Raw genomic sequence first — 17,386 nt, forward strand, 5'->3', positions numbered from 1 at the left:
TTTGAACTTTATTCAAAAAAACTTGATTATTTAAGTTCCAGATGGCCGGGAATGACGTTCTCGACCATAGCCACCTGCTGCTTTCCTTTGACCTGCTGAATGAGCTGATCAACAGCCGGATTCATCTTGTCGAAGAAGGTGTTCGGATAAACACCGATCCAGAAGACGAAGAGTAAAAGAGGCAGCATCAAGGCGACTTCACGAGCGGAGAGGTCCTTCAGTTTCTGATTAGCAGGATTACTCAATTCGCCAAACATGACCCGCTGGAACATCCAGAGCATATAAACAGCGGCCAGAATGACCCCAGTCGTTGCAAAGACACCGAACCAGCGCAACTCACTCTCATAGGCCCCCATCAGAATAAGGAACTCACCGACAAAGCCGTTGGTCCCGGGCAAGCCAACCGAGGAAAGGGTCATGATCATAAAGATCGTGGCGAATACCGGCATCTGCTTGGCCAAACCGCCGAACTCGTTAATGGCACGGGTATGTCGACGCTCGTAGATAAAGCCAACGATAAGGAAGAGCGCGCCAGTTGAAATCCCGTGGTTGATCATTTGGATAATACCGCCCGACCAGCCTTGAGTATTCATGGCGAAAATACCGAGCATGACAAAACCAAGGTGGGAAACCGATGAGTAGGCCACCAGTTTTTTCACATCGTCTTGCATCATCGCCACCAGCGCACCATAAATGATGCCGATGACCGCCAAGAGGGACAAGAAAGGAATAAACTGTTGTGTCGCTTCAGGGAAGAGCGGAATGGCGAAGCGAATATAACCATAAGTACCCATCTTCAACATAATAGCGGCCAGAATTACCGAGCCAGCGGTGGGCGCTTCGGTATGGGCATCAGGCAACCAAGTATGCACCGGGAACATGGGAACTTTGATCGCGAAGCTGAAGGCAAAAGCCAGGAACAGCCAGGTTTGAGCTTCGGGAGAGATGCTCAGTTTGTAGAAGTCAATGATACTGAACCCCGCCACTTCAACACCGGATTGGATGGCGTGATAGTAAACGTAGATGATGGCTACCAGCATCAGCAATGAACCGACAGCGGTGAAGATAAAGAACTTAACCGCAGCATAGATACGGTTCTTACCGCCCCAGATACCGATCATGAAGTACATGGGAATCAGCATCAGTTCCCAGAAAACATAAAACAGGAACAGGTCGAGGGAGATAAAGGCACCGAGCATGGCGGTTTCGAGAAGCAGAGTCAGCGCCATAAACCCTTTGATGTTTTTATCTACCGCATGCCACGTCGAGAGAACGGCGATCGGCATGATGAAAGTCGTCAGGATAACCAACCAGAGGCTGATGCCATCGACTCCCACGTTGTAGTTCATCTGGAAATAATCACCGATGCTGATCCACTGAGCGAATTCAGTATAATGCATCGCCCCAGAGGTCTTGAACACATCATCAAAAGCCAAGGGGAGGCTGATGAAGAAGGTGATAATTGTAATAAGCAGTGTGAAGCCCTTGAGCAGATTTCCATTGCCCTTGGGAAGTGCCAGGACAACTAGCATACCCAAGATTGGAAAGAATGTCATCAGGCTAAGAAGATGTTCAGTCATGAGATTTCGCTCCTTGTTTCAACAATCGCAGAATGGCCAGCGTTCTTACCTGAAGACGTAGAATGCGAGAATGGCAACCACACCCAACGCCATAGTCATGGCATAGTTATGGGCAAAGCCAGTCTGGGTGTAACGCAGCGCATTGGAGAAAACATTGATCAACTTGCCGATGCCGTTGACAGCCCCATCTACAACTCGGACATCAAACCCTTTCCAGCAGAAAGTACCGATCTTTTTCGTGGGATTAACAACAAGGGCATCATAAAGCTCATCGACGTACCATTTGTTGAAAACCGCTCGCCAGAGGCCAGTGAAGGAGGCAACAAACTTGCCGGGGAGGGCGGGGTTTTTAATGTACATGATGTAGGCCAGGAAGATCCCGCAAAGAGCGATACCTACGGAGACTCCCATCAAGCCGAACTCGGCAGCGGGGCTGCCATGAGCGGAAATATTATAAAGATCCTGGGTAGGCTTGAAGACCGGAGCAAGGAAGTCCCCGAAGTAGTTGGGAATATTCCCAAAAGTGTGACCGATGACTGCGGGAATGCCGATATAGCCACCCACAACGGCGAGCAAACCCAATACCATCAACGGGATGGTGATGACCAGGGGAGACTCATGGACATGATCTTTCGCCTTGGCATGGGTCCGCTGTTCACCGAAGAAAGTCATGAAGACCAGGCGGAACATGTAAAAGGCGGTCATACCAGCGGCACAGGCGCCAAGGACCCAGAGAGCGACATGACCGCGGGTCGAGGCGAAAGACCACCAGAGGATCTCGTCCTTGGAGAAGAAGCCTGAGAAACCGGGAATACCGGCAATGGCAATGGTCGAAACCAGGAAGGTGAGGAACGTGATCGGCATTTTCTTGCGCAGACCACCCATGTTCCGCATGTCCTGGGCATCGTCATGAAGATGCGCGTGATGATAGGCATGATGCATGGCGTGAATGACCGAACCGGAACCAAGGAAGAGACAGGCCTTGAAGAAGGCGTGGGTCATGAGGTGGAAAATACCGGCGGTAAAGGCACCAACACCCATGGCCAGGAACATGTAGCCCAACTGGGAGACCGTGGAGTAGGCCAGAACCCGCTTGATATCGTTTTGGGCAAGACCGATGCTGGCGGAAAAGAGAGCCGTTACACCACCGACGACAGCGATAACCATCATGGTGTCAGGAGACAAGGCGAAGAGCGGATTCATCCGGCCGATCATGTACACACCGGCGGTAACCATGGTTGCCGCATGGATCAGAGCGGAGACCGGGGTCGGACCTTCCATGGCGTCTGGCAACCAGGTATAGAGAGGAATTTGCGCTGACTTACCAGTACAACCCAGGAAGAAGCAGAGAGTAACCAGGGTAACTACCGAGCTGCCCATGCCGAGGAGATGAGCATTCTGGCCGATTTCCAGGAAATTCACAGTCCATACGCCGTGGCTGCCCAGCGTCCAGTAGAGCACAAAGAGACCGATCAGGAATCCGAAGTCGCCGACCCGGTTGACCACGAAGGCCTTTTTGGCGGCATCACTGGCGCTCTTCTTATGAAAGTAATAACCAATCAGCAGATAGGAACAGAGGCCAACACCTTCCCAACCGATAAACATGACAACCGCGTTGCTGCCGGTAACGAGCATCAACATGGCAAAGGCAAAAAGATTCAAGTAAGAAAAGTAGCGATAGAATCCTTCTTCACCATGCATATAACCAATGGAATACAGGTGAATCAGCGAACCGACACCAGTAACGACGAGCAGCATGACTGCTGTGAGGGGGTCGAACAGAAAACCCCAGTCGACCTGCAGCTGACCGACGGAAATCCACGAAGCAAGAACGATTTCATGCGTCTTGACCGTGTCTCCGAGCAACTGAAAGAAATACTTGCAGGAGAGGACGAAGGAGGAGACCATGGCCAGAGTACCAATGCCGCCAATGATCTTCTCGTTCTTGATCTTCTTGCCTAAAAGGCCGTTGATCAAGCACCCCAACAGTGGGAAAAATGGGATCAGCCATAGTTTGTCGTACATCTAAGTCTCCTCTAAGCAGATTAAGCCTCTACACGGAAGCTACGAAATTTACCATTTCAGCAGATTGAAGTCTTCCACGTCGATCGACTCCTTATGCTTGAAGAAGGCGATCATGAGAGCCAGACCGACTGCTGCCTCAGCGGCGGCCACGGTCATAACGAAGAAGACGAAAACCTGCCCATCCATGTTGCCAAGGAAATGGGAGAGGGCAATGAACGACAGGTTGACGCCATTGAGCATCAGTTCGATACACATAAAGACGACGATGGCATTTCTCCGGGTGAGAACCCCAATGGTTCCCAGCGAAAAGAGAATGGCGCTGACAACAAGATAATGGTGCACAGTTACGGTAAACATGACTTATCTCCTGTCCAAAGTATGACTAAACTTCTCTTTTGGTCAGCACCACAGCGCCAACAATCGCTACCAGAAGAAGAATTGAGGCAATCTCAAAGGGCAGCAGGAAGTTGGTGAACATCGCCTGACCGATCAGCTCAGTGTGTCCAACCTGCGCAACCACTTCCTTGGTGATTTCACCTTGGACTGTCGTGGTTTCACCACCTTTGAGGAAAGTCATCGCCAGCAACATCATCAACGCGCCAACCACGGACCCCCAAGCAATACAGTGAGAAGTCCGCGCTTGTACGGCCGTACCGAGGTTGAGCAACATGATTACGAAGATAATCAGTACGATGATCGCCCCCGCATATACCATGATCTGGATGGCGGCCATAAAAGGCGCATGCAGCATGACATAGAAGATAGCCAGACAGAAAAAGGTCATCACCAGTGAAATTGCACTGTTGATTGGACTCTTGCATGTAATGACCATTATTCCGGATAAGACCGCGACCAGGGCGACCAGATAGAAAAATAGAAGTTCCATGGTTTCAACGCTCCTATTCGGTTACTTGAGAAGTCTCTCTTTGGTGAAGGCAAAGTCTTCACGCTTATAATCAGCCAGTTCGTATGCACCGGTCATCTCGATTGCTTCTACCGGACAAGCCTCAACACAGTAGCCGCAAAAGATACACCGAAGCAGATCGATCTGGTACACCTTGGGATACTTCTCGCCTTTCTCATTCTCTGCCGCCTCGACTGTAATGCATTTCGCGGGGCAGACCGTCGGGCAAAGATAACAGGCGACACACTTCTCCCGATCCTGAGTAGGTACCAGCCGATGAAGGCCACGGAAACGATCGGATACCTTCAGCCTGACCGTCGGATATTGCACCGTTGTAAGCTTGCTTGGCGCCAGATGCTTGGCAGTGATGATCAGACCTTGAATTAATGCTTTAAACATGGGTCCATCCTCTTGTTATGGTGATGTGATTACTGTAACAGAACAACGACCAGGCCGGTCACCACGATATTGGCCAACGCCAAAGGCAGGAACACTTTCCATCCCATAAACATCAATTGATCGTATCTTACACGAGGGTAGGTGGCGCGAATCCACATGAAAAACATCACAAAACCTACAATCTTGATCAGGATGTTAATAAACCCGGGGAAGGGGCCGGACCAACCACCGAGGAACAGAGTGGCGATAAGGGCCGAAATCACGATCATGTTGGCATATTCAGCCATGAAGAAGAGAGCATACTTCATAGAGGAATATTCCGTACAGAAACCGGAAACCAACTCGCTTTCACATTCAGGCAAGTCGAAGGGAGTACGGTTGATTTCAGCCAGGCTGGTCACCGTAAAGAGGACAAAAGCCAAGGGTTGACTAAACACATACCAGTTAGGCAGGAAGCTGATCACACCCCAGAGAGGCTCCATCTGCAGTTCAACAATCTTCCGCAGACTCAGAGTCTCGGAAAGCATGAAAACTGAGATGATGGAGAGGGCGGCCGCCAACTCATAAGAGATCATCTGGGCTGCGGAACGAATGCCACCCAGCAAGGAAAATTTGTTGTTAGAAGCCCAACCCGCCAAAACGATCCCGTAGATACCCAAGCCGGCCATAGCCAGAACATAGAGGATACCGACGTTCAGATCGGTGATCTGCTGGGGGATGATAAAGTTGTTGATCACCAGATCAGGTCCGAAAGGCACGACCGCCATGGTGATAAAGGCCGGGATACAGATCATCATGGGCGCCAGGATGAACGGAACCTTACTGGCCTGCGACGGAATAATGTCTTCCTTGAAGAAAAGCTTCAAGCCGTCGGCAATGGGTTGCAGCAAGCCATGCCAACCGGTCCGCATGGGACCCAGTCGGGTCTGCATGTGGCCAATCAGTTTCCGCTCCAACCATGTCGCATAGGCGACCATGAGAATGACGACTACAAAGACAGCAAGAATCTTTACAATCATCGATCCGAGAAAAAGGGGCCAGTTGTTCGAGAGGCTCAACAGTTCAGGCGTCATGACAATCCTCTTCCTTGACTGATTTAGGACAACTTACGCGCAACAAATAAACGGCTAGAAACCGGGCTTATGAGGGGTGGTCATTTCCCGCAGGTGAGATTTCAGATACTGAGCATCTCGATTTTGCGGATTAATGCGAAGTGCGCTTTCTAATTCCTTACCGGCGGCATCCAGCAGATCCATCTGCATATAACATTCAGCCAACCTGACGTAGGTATCGGCGTCCTTCGGGTTCAGCTTGAGAACTTCACTGTAGGCAACCGTAGCTGCCGAGAAATCCCCTATTTTCCTAAAAGCCTCACCGAGCATGAAATAGCCTGGTGAGAATTTTTCTTTCGAGGCAACAGAACTTTCGAATTCAGAGATCGCTTCTTCGATTTTTCCTTCCTTGAACAGAGCCATTCCCAGTTCGAAGCTTGCTGCTGTGTAAGAAGGACTGATCTCTAGGACTTTCTTGAATCTTTTTATCGCCCCAGGGTTATCTCCGCGCTGGGAAAGGACCATACCCAAGATATAAAGTGCGCGGGTATATACGGGGTTAATCTTAATTGAAGCTTCCAACGCTTCCTGGGCTTTTTCGAGATCTGACACGCGCAAATACGATAGACCCAGACGGTAATGTGTTTCAGCGCTTTTGGGATTAATCTCAAGCGCCCGCTTATAACTATCGATGCTGGCGGCGAGATTTCCCAGCCCATAAAGGGCCATTCCTAATTTGAAATATACACGGAATGGCTCTTTATCATTTTTTAGAGCTCGCTTGAATGAATCTACCGCCTTGTCCAGTTCGCCTCGATCATAATGAGCCATACCTTTATAGTAGTGAGCTCTGGCGAATTCAGGATCTTCTTTTATAACATCGTCCCAGAGGAGCAGAGCCTGATCCAACATTCCCCGATGATAGTGTTCCAACGCCCGCTGGTGAAGGAACCCAACATCCTTGATCAAGCTGACACCACACTGGTCACAGAAACGTGCTCTTTCAGAAACCAGTGTTTGGCACTTGGGGCATTCCATGGATGCTCCTGGGCAATGACTACTTGCTTAGCTCCACGGGGATAACCGACTCACCGCGATAGATGCGGTTGAGTCCGGCACCGACGAAGTGGTAAGGGACGAAAACCAAACCCTTGGGCAGGCGGTTCGCTACCTTGGCTTTCAGTTTCATCTCGCCGTTAGCCGCCTTCACCACAACCATGTCGCCCTCGACAACCTTGAGCGCTTTAGCATCTTCGCGACCGAGTTCAACATAAGGCTCGGGAACGACGGCTAGGGGGCCGGAAGCATGGGTCGACAGGGTGCCGCTGTGATACAAAGCACTGCCCGTTACCATGCGGTATTTGCCCTTGACAACCTTGGCTCCTTCGACCGCGACCACATTCTTCTTGGTAATCGCCAGATTTTCTCCACCCCATACCGCACCCTGGGGACCGATGGCATTGAAGTCAATGCCCTGGTAGCCCGGGACGCTCGCAGTTACTGCGGCAAAGATGGCAGCCGGTCCCGTATAGGAGACTTGTGCCCCGAGTTTGGCCAGCAGTTTTTCAAGAATAACGAGGTCGGACTTGGCCTCGCCGGGGCTTGCGATTCCGGGGTGCAGTCGTTGGATGCGGCGTTCGGCGTTAGTGAACGTTCCTTCTTTTTCCGCAAAGCTGACCGCCGGAAAGACAACATCAGCCTTGGCTGCCGTCGGCGAAAGAAAGAGATCCTGGACCACAACAAACGAGGCTTTATCAAGAGCCGACTCGATCTTAGTCCGATCGGGATAGGACGAAATCGGATCTTCACCGAGAATATAGAGGGCGGAAAGTTTATCGTCCGCGGCGGCCTCAAGCATCGCCTGAGCGCCCATCGCCCCCTTGGCAGGCAAAATACCGAGATCGATGGCACCTTGACTGTTGGCTTTTTCGCCACAAAGGAACAAGCCCGAGCCTTCGCGCCCGGCATTGCCGATAAGAATCGCCAGGTTGGCCGCCGCCACTGCAAGTTCTTTGCTTTGGGCCGTGTAGGGCAGGCCATAGGCGAGCAGAATTGCGGACTTTTTAGCAGAAGCCAAGGCACGAGCTGCCTCACGGATAGCGTCGGCGGAGGCACCTGTCTCGCTGGCCACCTTGTCCGGGGCGTACTTGCTCAGGGCTTTCTTCAACTCATCCAGCCCGGAAACACCGTCGGTTACCGCCAGTTTCTCTTCGATAAGGACGGAAGCGATGGCGTTCAGCACATTAACTTCCATTCCGGGTTCGGCCAGCAGGGTCTTGGATTCGGGAAGTTTGGAAAGCTTGCCGGTTTTATCGGCAACCACGAAAAGCTTGGCATGGTTGGCGCGAATGGCCTGATTGACGACCATCCCAACGACCGGATGGGTTTCATAAAAATCGTTACGAATGGCCAGGATCGCTTCACATTCTTCGATCTGCGGGAAGGTCCCGGTCGAAGCGGAAACACCGAGGGTTTCGACCAATCCTTCAGTAAGACCTTTGTAGCATTCCCCACCGGAATGATCCAGATTGCCTGTGCCCAGGGTCTTGGCCAGGTTTTTCAGCAAGAAAAGCTCTTCGTTGGTAAGACGGCCACCGGTCAGGATGCCGACACCTTTTTCCTGCTGGGCTTTTTTCAGTCCCTCGGCGGCGACGGCCAAAGCTTCATCCCATTCAACCTCAACCAGTTCGCCATTTTTGCGGACCAAAGGCTTTTTGAGGCGGTCTTCACTGTTGACATAGGAGTAGCCAAAACGACCACGGATGCAGAGGTTGCCATCATTGACGCCGGTTTTATCATTGAAGCGGATCGTCTCGACCTTATTTTTCAATACCCCGAGGGTAACCGTGCATCCATTCCCGCAGTAGCCACAAACCGTGTCAACTTCCTTGAGCTGCCAAGGGCGGGCCTTGAATTTGAAGGGACGGGGCAAGATGGCACCGACCGGACACATGGAAACGCACTGTCCACAGAATTCGCAGTTCAGACCCCGGTCGTAGGCCGTGGCGATCTTGGTTTCAAAGCCGCGGTTGATAAAGGTATACGAACCATACCCAACAACCTCGTCGCACACCCGCACGCATTTGCCGCACAGAACGCAGCGGTTCATGTTGCGCTCAATCAGGGGATTGACTTCGTCCTTGGGCAGATCGAACTTCTCACCCTCGAAGCGATTGGCGTTGACTTCGTACTCGTATGCCAGATCCTGCAGATCGCACTCACCACCCTTATCGCATACCGGGCAATCAAGGACATGATTGACCAGCAGAAATTCAAGGACCGTTCGACGCACCTTGCGGATTTCGTCGGACATGGTGGTAACGACCATGCCTTCGGTAACCGGCGTGGTGCAGGAGGGAATGAGGCGACCCTTCATCTGCTCAACTTCAACTAGGCAAATGCGGCAGGCGCCATAAGGAAAGAGTTTTTTGGCGTAGCAAAGTACCGGAATCTTGATGCCGGCCTGTTCAGCGGCCTGATAAATCGTAGCCTTCTTGCTAACCGTAATCTGTTTGCCGTCAATCGTAAGATTTACCATCTTAACCTCGTATCAATCAAATCAGTTAGGGAGTCGGCTATTCGATTGCCATGAACCGGCAGGCATCGTAACAGGAAGTACACTTGGTACATTTATCAAGATCAATCCTGGCCACTTGTCCCTTTTCCCACTCAATGGCATCAACCGGGCAAACCTTAGGACAGGCCCCACACTTTTTGCACTTGTCCTCGATCACCCGGAAATGCAGCAATGACTTGCAGCTATGGGATGGGCACTCCTTCTCCTTGATATGAGCCTCATACTCATCACGGAAATAGCGGATGGTGGAGAGTACCGGGTTCGGCGCAGTCTGACCGAGACCACAGAGTGAGCTCTTTTTGATATCGATTGCCATATCTTGGAGCATTTCGATATCGCCTTCCTGCCCCTTGCCTTCGGTAATGCGCTCAAGAATTTCCAGCATGATCTTGAGACCAATCCGACAGGGGATGCACTTTCCGCAGGATTCAACACGGGTAAAGTTGAGGAAGAAGCGGGCGATGTCGACCATGCAGGTGGTTTCGTCCATGACGACCAGACCACCGGAGCCCATCATCGCACCGGCCTTGATCAGCGAGTCGTAATCGACCTCGGCATTGAGAGCCGCCTCGGGGAGACAGCCGCCCGAGGGGCCGCCAGCCTGAACCGCTTTGAACTTGCGATTATTCAGGAGACCACCGCAGACGTCGTAAATAACTTCCTTCATGGTGGTACCAGCAGGAACCTCGACCAAACCGGTGTGCTTGACTTTGCCGGTTAGAGCGAAAATCTTGGTTCCCTTGGTGCCTTCGGTACCGATAGCGGCATACCACTCGGGGCCGTTATAGAAAATGTAGGAAACGTTGGCGAAAGTTTCGACGTTGTTGATATTTGTCGGATAACCCCAGAGGCCACGGACAGCAGGGAAAGGAGGACGGGGACGGCTCATGCCCCGCTGTCCCTCGATGGAAGCCATCAGGGCCGTTTCCTCGCCACAGACGAAAGCACCGGCGCCGGCCTTGATCCGCATGTCTAACTGGAAGCCGAGACCCATGCAGTCCTTGCCGAGAATCCCTTTTTCGTAACAGGTATCGATCGCCTTCTGCAGACGCTTGATGGCCAAGGGATATTCGGCGCGGCAGTACACATAGGCGAACTTGCAGCCAATAGCGTAAGCACCGATCATCATCCCTTCGATGAGACCGTAAGGGTCACCTTCAAGTACCGAGCGGTCCATAAAAGCACCGGGGTCCCCTTCGTCCGCATTACAAATCAGGTATTTGGTATCCCCAGGAGTAGCAGCGCAAAAGCCCCACTTCACCCCGGTAGGGAAGCCGCCGCCCCCACGTCCCCGCAGACCGGAACGCTTGACCGCATCAATAACCTCGGCGGGTTTCATCTTCACCGCCTTTTTGATGCCAGTAAAGCCTTCATGTTCTAAAAAAGCATCCAGGCTTTCGGCATCAATGGTTCCGCATCGGGAAAAAACGATACGCTTCTGTTTTTCAAGAAATTTGGTGTAATAAGGTCCGGCGACCTTCTTCTCTATAGGCTGATTGCCGATAACATGCTGCTCGACGATTTGCGGCACCAACTCTGGAGTGCAAAAATCGTAGGTCACCGCAGCCTGACCAGGAATGACCACATCGACCAATACGTCGTTGGCACACAATCCGCGGCAGCCTGTGCCGACCACATCGCAACGCTTACCGACCTTGGCTTCAACTCCCTGCTTGGCAAACTCCGCTTCAAAGGCGTCGGCTACCGCCTGCGCGCCGGAGGCAAACCCCCCCGTTCCCGTACAGATTAGAATTTTTATCGCTTCTGCTTTCGCGGCCATATCTGATCCATCCCCGCTCGGTGAATAGTTTTAGTCCAGGGGCGCCTAGTCCATCGCCTTATACTTGGCGATGACCTCATCCATCTTCTGCACCGTCATGCTGCCATAAGTCGCATCGTTGACCATGATGACCGGCGCCATACCACAGGCGCCGATACAGGCGACATATTCGGCAGTAAACTTGAGGTCCTCGGTAGTCTCGGCATGGCCGATTTTCAAGCGATCCTTGAGGGTATCGGCGATCCTGCCGGCGCCCTTGACGTGACAGGCCGTTCCCATACAGACGCGGACAATATATTTTCCCCGCGGCTCAAGGTGGAACTGAGCGTAAAAGGTGAGCACCCCGTAGATCTGGCTCGGGTAGACATTGAGCCTTTCGGCGATAAGATGAACCGTCGGCTCGGGAATATAGCCGTAAACATCCTGTACGGCCTGGAGCACCGGCATCAGTGCTCCCTTCATATCGATATATTTATCGATGACCTCATTGGCGCCGGTCAGATCGACTTCTTCTTCTTTGACCTTCTCCGCGACTTCGCTCATGGAAATAGCCCTTTCGTTTCTCGATCCGTTATCTGTCGATTTCCCCAAGGACGATATCCAGGGTACCGATAACCGCAACAACGTCGGCAATGAGTCGCCCTACGACCATCTGCGGAAGAGCTTGCAAATTGACGAAGGAAGCCGGCCGGATTTTCATGCGATAGGGGCTAGGAGAACCGTCGGAAACAAGATAGAAACCGACTTCACCCTTGGGATTTTCCACCCCCTGGTAAATCTCGCCAACCTCCGGCTTCGGGCCTTCAGTGATGATCTTGAAGTGATGGATCAGGCCCTCAATGGTGTTGACGACATTTTTTTTCGGCGGGAGACAGATCTTCGGGCAATCAGCCAGGATGGGGCCCGGCTTGAGCTTGTCCAGACACTGGCGAATGATCTTGCAGGCCTCGCGCATCTCAAGGAGACGGACCTTATAACGCGCCCAAGTATCGCAGCCGTCGTCGACATGAACTTTGAAATCATAGTCTTCGTACCCGCTATAGGGATTGTCGCGACGCAGATCCCAGTCCACCCCGGAACTACGGAGGGCAGGTCCGGTCAAGCCGATGTCGATAGCATCTTCACCGGTAATGCTGCCAACACCCATGACACGCTTCTGCCAGATCTTGTTTCCGGTCAGCAGGCCTTCATAGGTATCGATATGTCCGGGCATCATGTCGATAAAATCACGCATATCCTTCTCAAAGCCGTCCGGAAGATCGGCGGAAAGGCCACCGACCCGGAAATAGTTGGAAGTCATGCGGGCGCCGGAAATTTTCTCGTACATATTCATGATGTGCTCACGCTCGCGGAAAGCGTAGATGAACACGGTCATGGCACCGATATCGAGAGCGTGACAGGCGATCCACACCAAATGGCTCTTGAGACGGGTCAATTCCGCCAACATGACCCGGACAACCTTGGCCCGCTCGGGAATCTGATCAGTGATGCCGAAAAGCTTCTCAACCGCCAGCACATAACCCAAGTTGTTATGCATGGGAGCCAGATAGTCCAAGCGGTCGGTCAAGGGAATGATCTGATGGTAGGTGCGGTGCTCGGAAAGCTTCTCCGTCCCACGGTGAAGAAAACCGATATGGGGAGTGGCCTTGATGACGATCTCGCCGTCCAGTTCAAGGACTAGCTGGAGCACCCCGTGGGTCGAAGGATGCTGGGGCCCCATATTCACGGTCATTGTTTCGGTAAGTGACATAACCTAGCCTCTTCTATGGAAAAGTGATCTTCGGATTCCTGGCCTACTTATGACGTCCCTGATACGGCTCACGCCCCGGACCCTGCAGCGGGTAATCCTTGCGCAACGGGTGCCCTTCCCAATCAGCCGGCATAAGGATGCGGCGGAGATCGGGATGATTATTGAAGGAAATCCCCATCAGGTCCCAGCACTCACGCTCATGCCAGTTGGCGGTGCCCCAGACTACGGAAACCGTATCAACCCGGGCGTCGGACTCTTCAACGGGGACTTTCAGACGCAGGCGGTCCTTGGTGGCGATGTTGTAAATGTTATAAACCACCATGAATCGGGGGGATTGGCCCAGGTAATCGACACCACAAAGGTCACAAAGGAAGTTGTAACCGAGATCCTTCTTCATGAAGGTGCAGATATCGACAATATTTTCTTTCTTGACGGTTATCGTCGTCTCACCCCGAAACTCAACGACATCCAGAACGGAATCAGGAAATTTTCCCTTCAGCTTTGCCACAGCAGCATGTTCGCTCATTGCTTATATCCCTATCTTTGCAATCAGATTCGAAAGAATGATTTCCGATCAGGCCTGGCAGATCCGCTCACCAACGCCGATGGCCGCCCCGAAAGAGTTGCGCTCTTTCATGATCTTCTCCTGAAGCTTCAAAATGCCATAAAGAAGACCTTCCGGACGGGGCGGACACCCGGGGATATAAACATCGACCGGAATAATTTCATCAACCCCCTGTACAACACTGTAGGTATCAAATACTCCACCCGAACAGGCGCAGGCACCCATGGCAATGATATACTTCGGCTCAGGCATCTGCTCGTAAAGGATTTTGATGACCGGCGCCATTTTTTTAGTCACCGTCCCAGCAATGACGATACAGTCAGACTGGCGGGGGGAAGCGCGAAAGATAACCCCGAAACGGTCGAGGTCGAAACGCGCCGCACCTGTCGCCATCATCTCGATAGCGCAGCAGGCCAGACCAAAGGTCAGGGGCCACAACGATCTGGACCGGGACCAATTGACGAGTTTGTCAAGACTGGTGGTGACGACATTGTTTCCCAGCGTTTTATCTACTCCCATTCCAGTGCTCCTTTTTTCCAGACGTAAATGTAGCCAACGAGAAGGATAGCGATAAAGACGCCCATCTCGATGAATCCAAACCACCCGAGCTGCTTAAAAACAACCGCCCACGGATAGAGAAACACCGCCTCGATATCGAACAAGATAAAGAGCATGGCGATAATGTAGAATTTCACCGGAAAACGTTGCCGCGCCGTCCCCACCAAGGGCATGCCACACTCATAAGGAGCGAGCTTGATTGCGCTCGGCTTCTTTTGCCCCACGAGAAACGAGAAGACCGTGGACCCCAAAGCAAGGGCAATCGCACAGAGGATGAGGACGAGTATCGGTAGATAAACCTCAAGCATGAATAAGCTCCTCCTAGTTGATGGACTGTGACTTGATACGCTACTGTTTACGCTGCTTCGCGGATTGCAAGTTAAGACAAATTAAATTCTTTGTCAAGGAAAAAATACAGTATACAGTATGCACTCCAGCGACCCGGAAAGTCGCTTAAAAAGGGGGTTTAAGGCCCATTTTAGACCCCATTGTTCTCATCGTTTCGGGGGCGTTTGGACACAACCGGTGCCCTCCCCTGGATGCCTGTATACAACATGTTGGGACCCCCCAGCGGGCAACGGAAAGCCGGGCTCACATGTCTTTCCCCGCCGGTTTCAACCCTGGCGACAACCGCCTACCAGTAATGGTTCCAGAATAAAAGGGCCGCCGATTCCCAGTGGCCCAAATCAAGTCGCCGAGAGAATTCAAGGCGCAAGCTGTGATCGCGATCCAGTCGATAGTTCTGGTCAAAAGCGACAAGGGTGGATTCATGACGATCCCCCAACGGGTAGTCCAAAAAACGGATGCGCCCATGCCCACGCCAGGCCCCCCACCGCATAAGCAGACCGGCGCTTCCCCCAACCCCCATCCCGTACCCTTCCTCCAAGCCCCTGCCGACCCGCAGTTCGCTCTCCATCAGCACGTAGCCGGTGAATGAGCTGAAGCGTGCGGCGTATCCGGCCCCCGGATTGAAATGAAACGCTAATCGATCCTCACCTTCATCGCTCCAAACCTGCTGGGCCCCCACTCGGACCTGCCAGGAAATCGGCTTATGCCAGGGCGTCACTGGGGTCAGCGAGCGCAGATCGACCAGGTCTAGCCTTTCCAGCCGGAGGCGTTCATTTTCGTGAAGGTAACGCACGGCAACCTGTCCCAGAACGATCTGCGCGCCGGAGAGATAACCGGCCTCGTCATCGAGAAGATCGTGGTAGACGGGACGATAGCGGATTTCCTGAACCCATTCCCCGGCGGCATAACCCACACCCAGAGACAACCGCGAGGGTCCGTGCCCATGATCAGGACGTACGGGGTGCTTGCTCTCTTCTTCGGTATCTTCACTCCGGCCCAACCGGCTACGGGCCGTAAGCAGCTGCAGAACGCGTGTACGGTATGTGGGCAAGTCGATGCGCTGGGAAAGAAAGTCCTGTTCCACGGCCCGTGCTGCAACCTGGAGAATCCGCCGGTGCGCATTTGTATCCGGGACCGACTGATCGAGTTCATCCGTGGGAAGAGCCCCCGTCGCCAGGGAGCGCGCAACAAGGAGATCCTCCGTTGACAGCGACGCCATCTCCTGCTGCAGCAAGGTCGCCAGGGAAGGGCGAAACCACGCCTCGTCGAGCAGGCCTTCCCGATCCAGCCAGCGGATGGTATCGACCGGCAAAACCCACAAGGGCTTGGTATCCGTCAGCCGCAGGGACGGGCGCGCGGCCTCCAGAAGAAACAACAGATTGTAGGAACAGTTTTCGTCGAAAAAAAAATAATCGGAATAGATATCTCGCAACTCCCAGAGATGCAGGAACATCCGCCGCGTCTCCTCGGGCGTCAGGTTCAAGGGATACTCCCAGATATCCCGCCGTTCCAGGCCACTGTATTCCTTGAGTTTTTCATAATAGGGCAAAAGCGAGAAATAGCCTCGATAAAGACCGGTCAAGCCCTTGACGGCATAAGTAAAACCATTGCTTTCATCGGTAAACGCCGAGTAATTGGCGGCATGGGCCAAAAGCTTGCTCTCGTGAGGTCCGGAGAAATTGAGCAGGGTATGACCGAACATCGAAGCCGGACTGTTCGGATAACTCCCCGGGAAGACCAGGGTCGCGCGTCGCGGTGCGATCCGCTCGAGGGCCGGGCCGAGATCGGAACAGTCGGCGAAGGACAGGTCGGCTGTCACGCCCAGCTCTTGAGCCAGCCACTCATAACGAGCAGGGAAACGGCAACGAGTGATATTTCGCCTCTCTTCATCCTTCCCGAACAAGGCTTGAATCGTTGCTTCCAGTTCCGCCGCGGGATCCGTTTTACCGTCGGACGCCAGAAAAAAGTCCGGGTCATCGACCGGACTGACCAACCCCCGCGAACCTTGCTGATAATGCAACAGCACTTGCCAGTAACGCTGCTCGTGGAGCTGTCGATCTTGCGCTTGGCGGAGCAAGCGCGAGAAATCACTCACTTCGGCCCACACTTCCCCCCCAGAGACCAGCAGACAAAAAACGAGGCACAAGGCCCACCAGGGGGCCTTGTGCCTCGTATGCTGTTGTTTGCCACCGAAGAGCAAGGAGGATACTAACCAGCGATCATACGGATACGATCCAGAACCAGTTCGGGACTTTCTGCACCGGTGACGAAAATTTCGCCGAAAGAAGCCTGCAACTTACCGGAGAAGAAGACTCTTTGCCCCTGGGGAACGGCCATGAGTTCCGCCAGGGTTTCAAGGTGCTCGCCCTCGCCGAAGGCCATATCCTGGGCAAGACCATCGAGATTGTCGCGCACATAGGCGAAAAGCTGGTCATCCGAGCCAATGTTCTCGGGCTGTTCGCAGCCCAGGGTCCCGGAAGTGATGCCGAAGGTCTGACTCCCGAGAAAGCCGTTGGTACTTACCTGCATCGTCTGAGAAAGAATCGAACCATCCGCGCGATCTCCCCACAACAGTGTCCCCAGACCGCACCCGCAATTAGACCTGGCCTGACCGGCCCAGGCACCGCCCGTTACCAGCATGAGGGCAACGAGACTTCCCAGAAAAATTCTGATTTTCATTGATTTCTCCCTTTTGCGACATTTGAACGGAAAATGCATGAAGCTTTGAGCGAATGGACTGTTTCTAACGTGTAGCCAGGGGGAAAGTCAAGGATTGTATACACTCCGCCGACAGCGCCCGGCTCTGAACAAAAAGGAAAGCGGCGAAGCTTTAACACTCCGCCGCTTT

Annotated in this window: 16 protein-coding genes; all 16 read right to left on the bottom strand. The window is 52.9% G+C overall.

Translation table 11 applies throughout. The features are described 5' to 3' along the window. Positions 1–26 precede the first annotated feature (26 nt). Complete coding sequence (locus BQ4888_RS13385) at positions 27–1,580, bottom strand: NADH-quinone oxidoreductase subunit M (RefSeq protein WP_092057759.1); 1,554 nt, start codon at positions 1,578–1,580, stop codon at positions 27–29. A gap of 45 nt (positions 1,581–1,625) precedes the next feature. Next, positions 1,626–3,605, bottom strand: a complete 1,980-nt coding sequence (nuoL, locus tag BQ4888_RS13390) for an NADH-quinone oxidoreductase subunit L (protein ID WP_092057760.1) — start codon at positions 3,603–3,605, stop codon at positions 1,626–1,628. Between the two features lie 48 nt (positions 3,606–3,653). Continuing rightward, a complete protein-coding gene (nuoK, locus tag BQ4888_RS13395; protein ID WP_092057761.1) occupies positions 3,654–3,962 on the bottom strand; it encodes an NADH-quinone oxidoreductase subunit NuoK in 309 nt (102 codons plus the stop codon). A gap of 25 nt (positions 3,963–3,987) precedes the next feature. Beyond that, positions 3,988–4,491, bottom strand: a complete 504-nt coding sequence (locus tag BQ4888_RS13400; protein ID WP_092057762.1) for an NADH-quinone oxidoreductase subunit J — start codon at positions 4,489–4,491, stop codon at positions 3,988–3,990. Between the two features lie 21 nt (positions 4,492–4,512). Then, positions 4,513–4,908: a NuoI/complex I 23 kDa subunit family protein gene (locus tag BQ4888_RS13405; RefSeq protein WP_092057763.1), complete on the bottom strand. Its 396-nt coding sequence runs from the start codon at positions 4,906–4,908 to the stop codon at positions 4,513–4,515. A gap of 29 nt (positions 4,909–4,937) precedes the next feature. Next, complete coding sequence (gene nuoH / locus BQ4888_RS13410; RefSeq protein ID WP_092057764.1) at positions 4,938–5,981, bottom strand: NADH-quinone oxidoreductase subunit NuoH; 1,044 nt, start codon at positions 5,979–5,981, stop codon at positions 4,938–4,940. Between the two features lie 54 nt (positions 5,982–6,035). After that, on the bottom strand, positions 6,036–6,998 hold the full coding sequence (locus BQ4888_RS13415) for a tetratricopeptide repeat protein (protein ID WP_092057765.1): 963 nt from the start codon (positions 6,996–6,998) through the stop codon (positions 6,036–6,038). Positions 6,999–7,017: 19 nt separating this feature from the next. Next, positions 7,018–9,498 carry an NADH-quinone oxidoreductase subunit NuoG gene (nuoG, locus tag BQ4888_RS13420; protein ID WP_092057766.1) on the bottom strand — a complete coding sequence of 827 codons (2,481 nt, stop codon included), beginning with the start codon at positions 9,496–9,498 and terminating at the stop codon, positions 7,018–7,020. A 37-nt stretch (positions 9,499–9,535) separates the two neighbouring features. Then, positions 9,536–11,317, bottom strand: a complete 1,782-nt coding sequence (gene nuoF / locus BQ4888_RS13425) for an NADH-quinone oxidoreductase subunit NuoF (protein ID WP_092057767.1) — start codon at positions 11,315–11,317, stop codon at positions 9,536–9,538. 45 nt (positions 11,318–11,362) lie between these two features. Then, positions 11,363–11,860 (bottom strand): NADH-quinone oxidoreductase subunit NuoE, encoded by a 498-nt coding sequence (nuoE, locus tag BQ4888_RS13430; protein ID WP_092057768.1) that lies wholly within the window; start codon positions 11,858–11,860, stop codon positions 11,363–11,365. A gap of 28 nt (positions 11,861–11,888) precedes the next feature. After that, positions 11,889–13,067, bottom strand: coding sequence for an NADH dehydrogenase (quinone) subunit D (gene nuoD / locus BQ4888_RS13435; protein WP_092057769.1), 1,179 nt, complete (start codon positions 13,065–13,067; stop codon positions 11,889–11,891). 43 nt (positions 13,068–13,110) lie between these two features. Beyond that, positions 13,111–13,593 (bottom strand): NADH-quinone oxidoreductase subunit C, encoded by a 483-nt coding sequence (locus BQ4888_RS13440; RefSeq protein ID WP_092057770.1) that lies wholly within the window; start codon positions 13,591–13,593, stop codon positions 13,111–13,113. A 48-nt stretch (positions 13,594–13,641) separates the two neighbouring features. Beyond that, on the bottom strand, positions 13,642–14,151 hold the full coding sequence (locus BQ4888_RS13445) for a NuoB/complex I 20 kDa subunit family protein (protein ID WP_092057771.1): 510 nt from the start codon (positions 14,149–14,151) through the stop codon (positions 13,642–13,644). Then, positions 14,142–14,498: an NADH-quinone oxidoreductase subunit A gene (locus tag BQ4888_RS13450; RefSeq protein WP_092057772.1), complete on the bottom strand. Its 357-nt coding sequence runs from the start codon at positions 14,496–14,498 to the stop codon at positions 14,142–14,144. Before BQ4888_RS13450 ends, BQ4888_RS13445 begins: the two co-directional genes overlap by 10 nt. Positions 14,499–14,824: 326 nt before the next feature. Continuing rightward, a complete protein-coding gene (locus BQ4888_RS13455; protein ID WP_170232870.1) occupies positions 14,825–16,645 on the bottom strand; it encodes an Lnb N-terminal periplasmic domain-containing protein in 1,821 nt (606 codons plus the stop codon). Between the two features lie 101 nt (positions 16,646–16,746). Beyond that, positions 16,747–17,217, bottom strand: coding sequence for a DUF3015 family protein (locus tag BQ4888_RS13460; RefSeq protein WP_240746349.1), 471 nt, complete (start codon positions 17,215–17,217; stop codon positions 16,747–16,749). Between the last annotated feature and the right edge of the window lie 169 nt (positions 17,218–17,386).

Origin of the sequence: Desulfuromonas acetexigens, assembly GCF_900111775.1 — a bacterium.
GTDB classification, from domain to species: Bacteria; Desulfobacterota; Desulfuromonadia; order Desulfuromonadales; family Trichloromonadaceae; genus Trichloromonas; species Trichloromonas acetexigens.

Excerpts from the sequence above, each read along its gene's own strand:
- BQ4888_RS13415 (WP_092057765.1), bottom strand. The coding sequence starts at position 6,998 with ATGGAATGCCCCAAGTGCCAAACACTGGTTTCTGAAAGAGCACGTTTC.
- nuoG (WP_092057766.1), bottom strand. The coding sequence starts at position 9,498 with ATGGTAAATCTTACGATTGACGGCAAACAGATTACGGTTAGCAAGAAG.
- BQ4888_RS13405 (WP_092057763.1), bottom strand. The coding sequence starts at position 4,908 with ATGTTTAAAGCATTAATTCAAGGTCTGATCATCACTGCCAAGCATCTG.
- nuoE (WP_092057768.1), bottom strand. The coding sequence starts at position 11,860 with ATGAGCGAAGTCGCGGAGAAGGTCAAAGAAGAAGAAGTCGATCTGACC.
- nuoL (WP_092057760.1), bottom strand. The coding sequence starts at position 3,605 with ATGTACGACAAACTATGGCTGATCCCATTTTTCCCACTGTTGGGGTGC.
- BQ4888_RS13450 (WP_092057772.1), bottom strand. The coding sequence starts at position 14,498 with ATGCTTGAGGTTTATCTACCGATACTCGTCCTCATCCTCTGTGCGATT.
- nuoH (WP_092057764.1), bottom strand. The coding sequence starts at position 5,981 with ATGACGCCTGAACTGTTGAGCCTCTCGAACAACTGGCCCCTTTTTCTC.
- BQ4888_RS13445 (WP_092057771.1), bottom strand. The coding sequence starts at position 14,151 with ATGGGAGTAGATAAAACGCTGGGAAACAATGTCGTCACCACCAGTCTT.
- BQ4888_RS13385 (WP_092057759.1), bottom strand. The coding sequence starts at position 1,580 with ATGACTGAACATCTTCTTAGCCTGATGACATTCTTTCCAATCTTGGGT.
- nuoF (WP_092057767.1), bottom strand. The coding sequence starts at position 11,317 with ATGGCCGCGAAAGCAGAAGCGATAAAAATTCTAATCTGTACGGGAACG.
- BQ4888_RS13400 (WP_092057762.1), bottom strand. The coding sequence starts at position 4,491 with ATGGAACTTCTATTTTTCTATCTGGTCGCCCTGGTCGCGGTCTTATCC.
- nuoD (WP_092057769.1), bottom strand. The coding sequence starts at position 13,067 with ATGTCACTTACCGAAACAATGACCGTGAATATGGGGCCCCAGCATCCT.
- BQ4888_RS13440 (WP_092057770.1), bottom strand. The coding sequence starts at position 13,593 with ATGAGCGAACATGCTGCTGTGGCAAAGCTGAAGGGAAAATTTCCTGAT.
- BQ4888_RS13460 (WP_240746349.1), bottom strand. The coding sequence starts at position 17,217 with ATGAAAATCAGAATTTTTCTGGGAAGTCTCGTTGCCCTCATGCTGGTA.
- nuoK (WP_092057761.1), bottom strand. The coding sequence starts at position 3,962 with ATGTTTACCGTAACTGTGCACCATTATCTTGTTGTCAGCGCCATTCTC.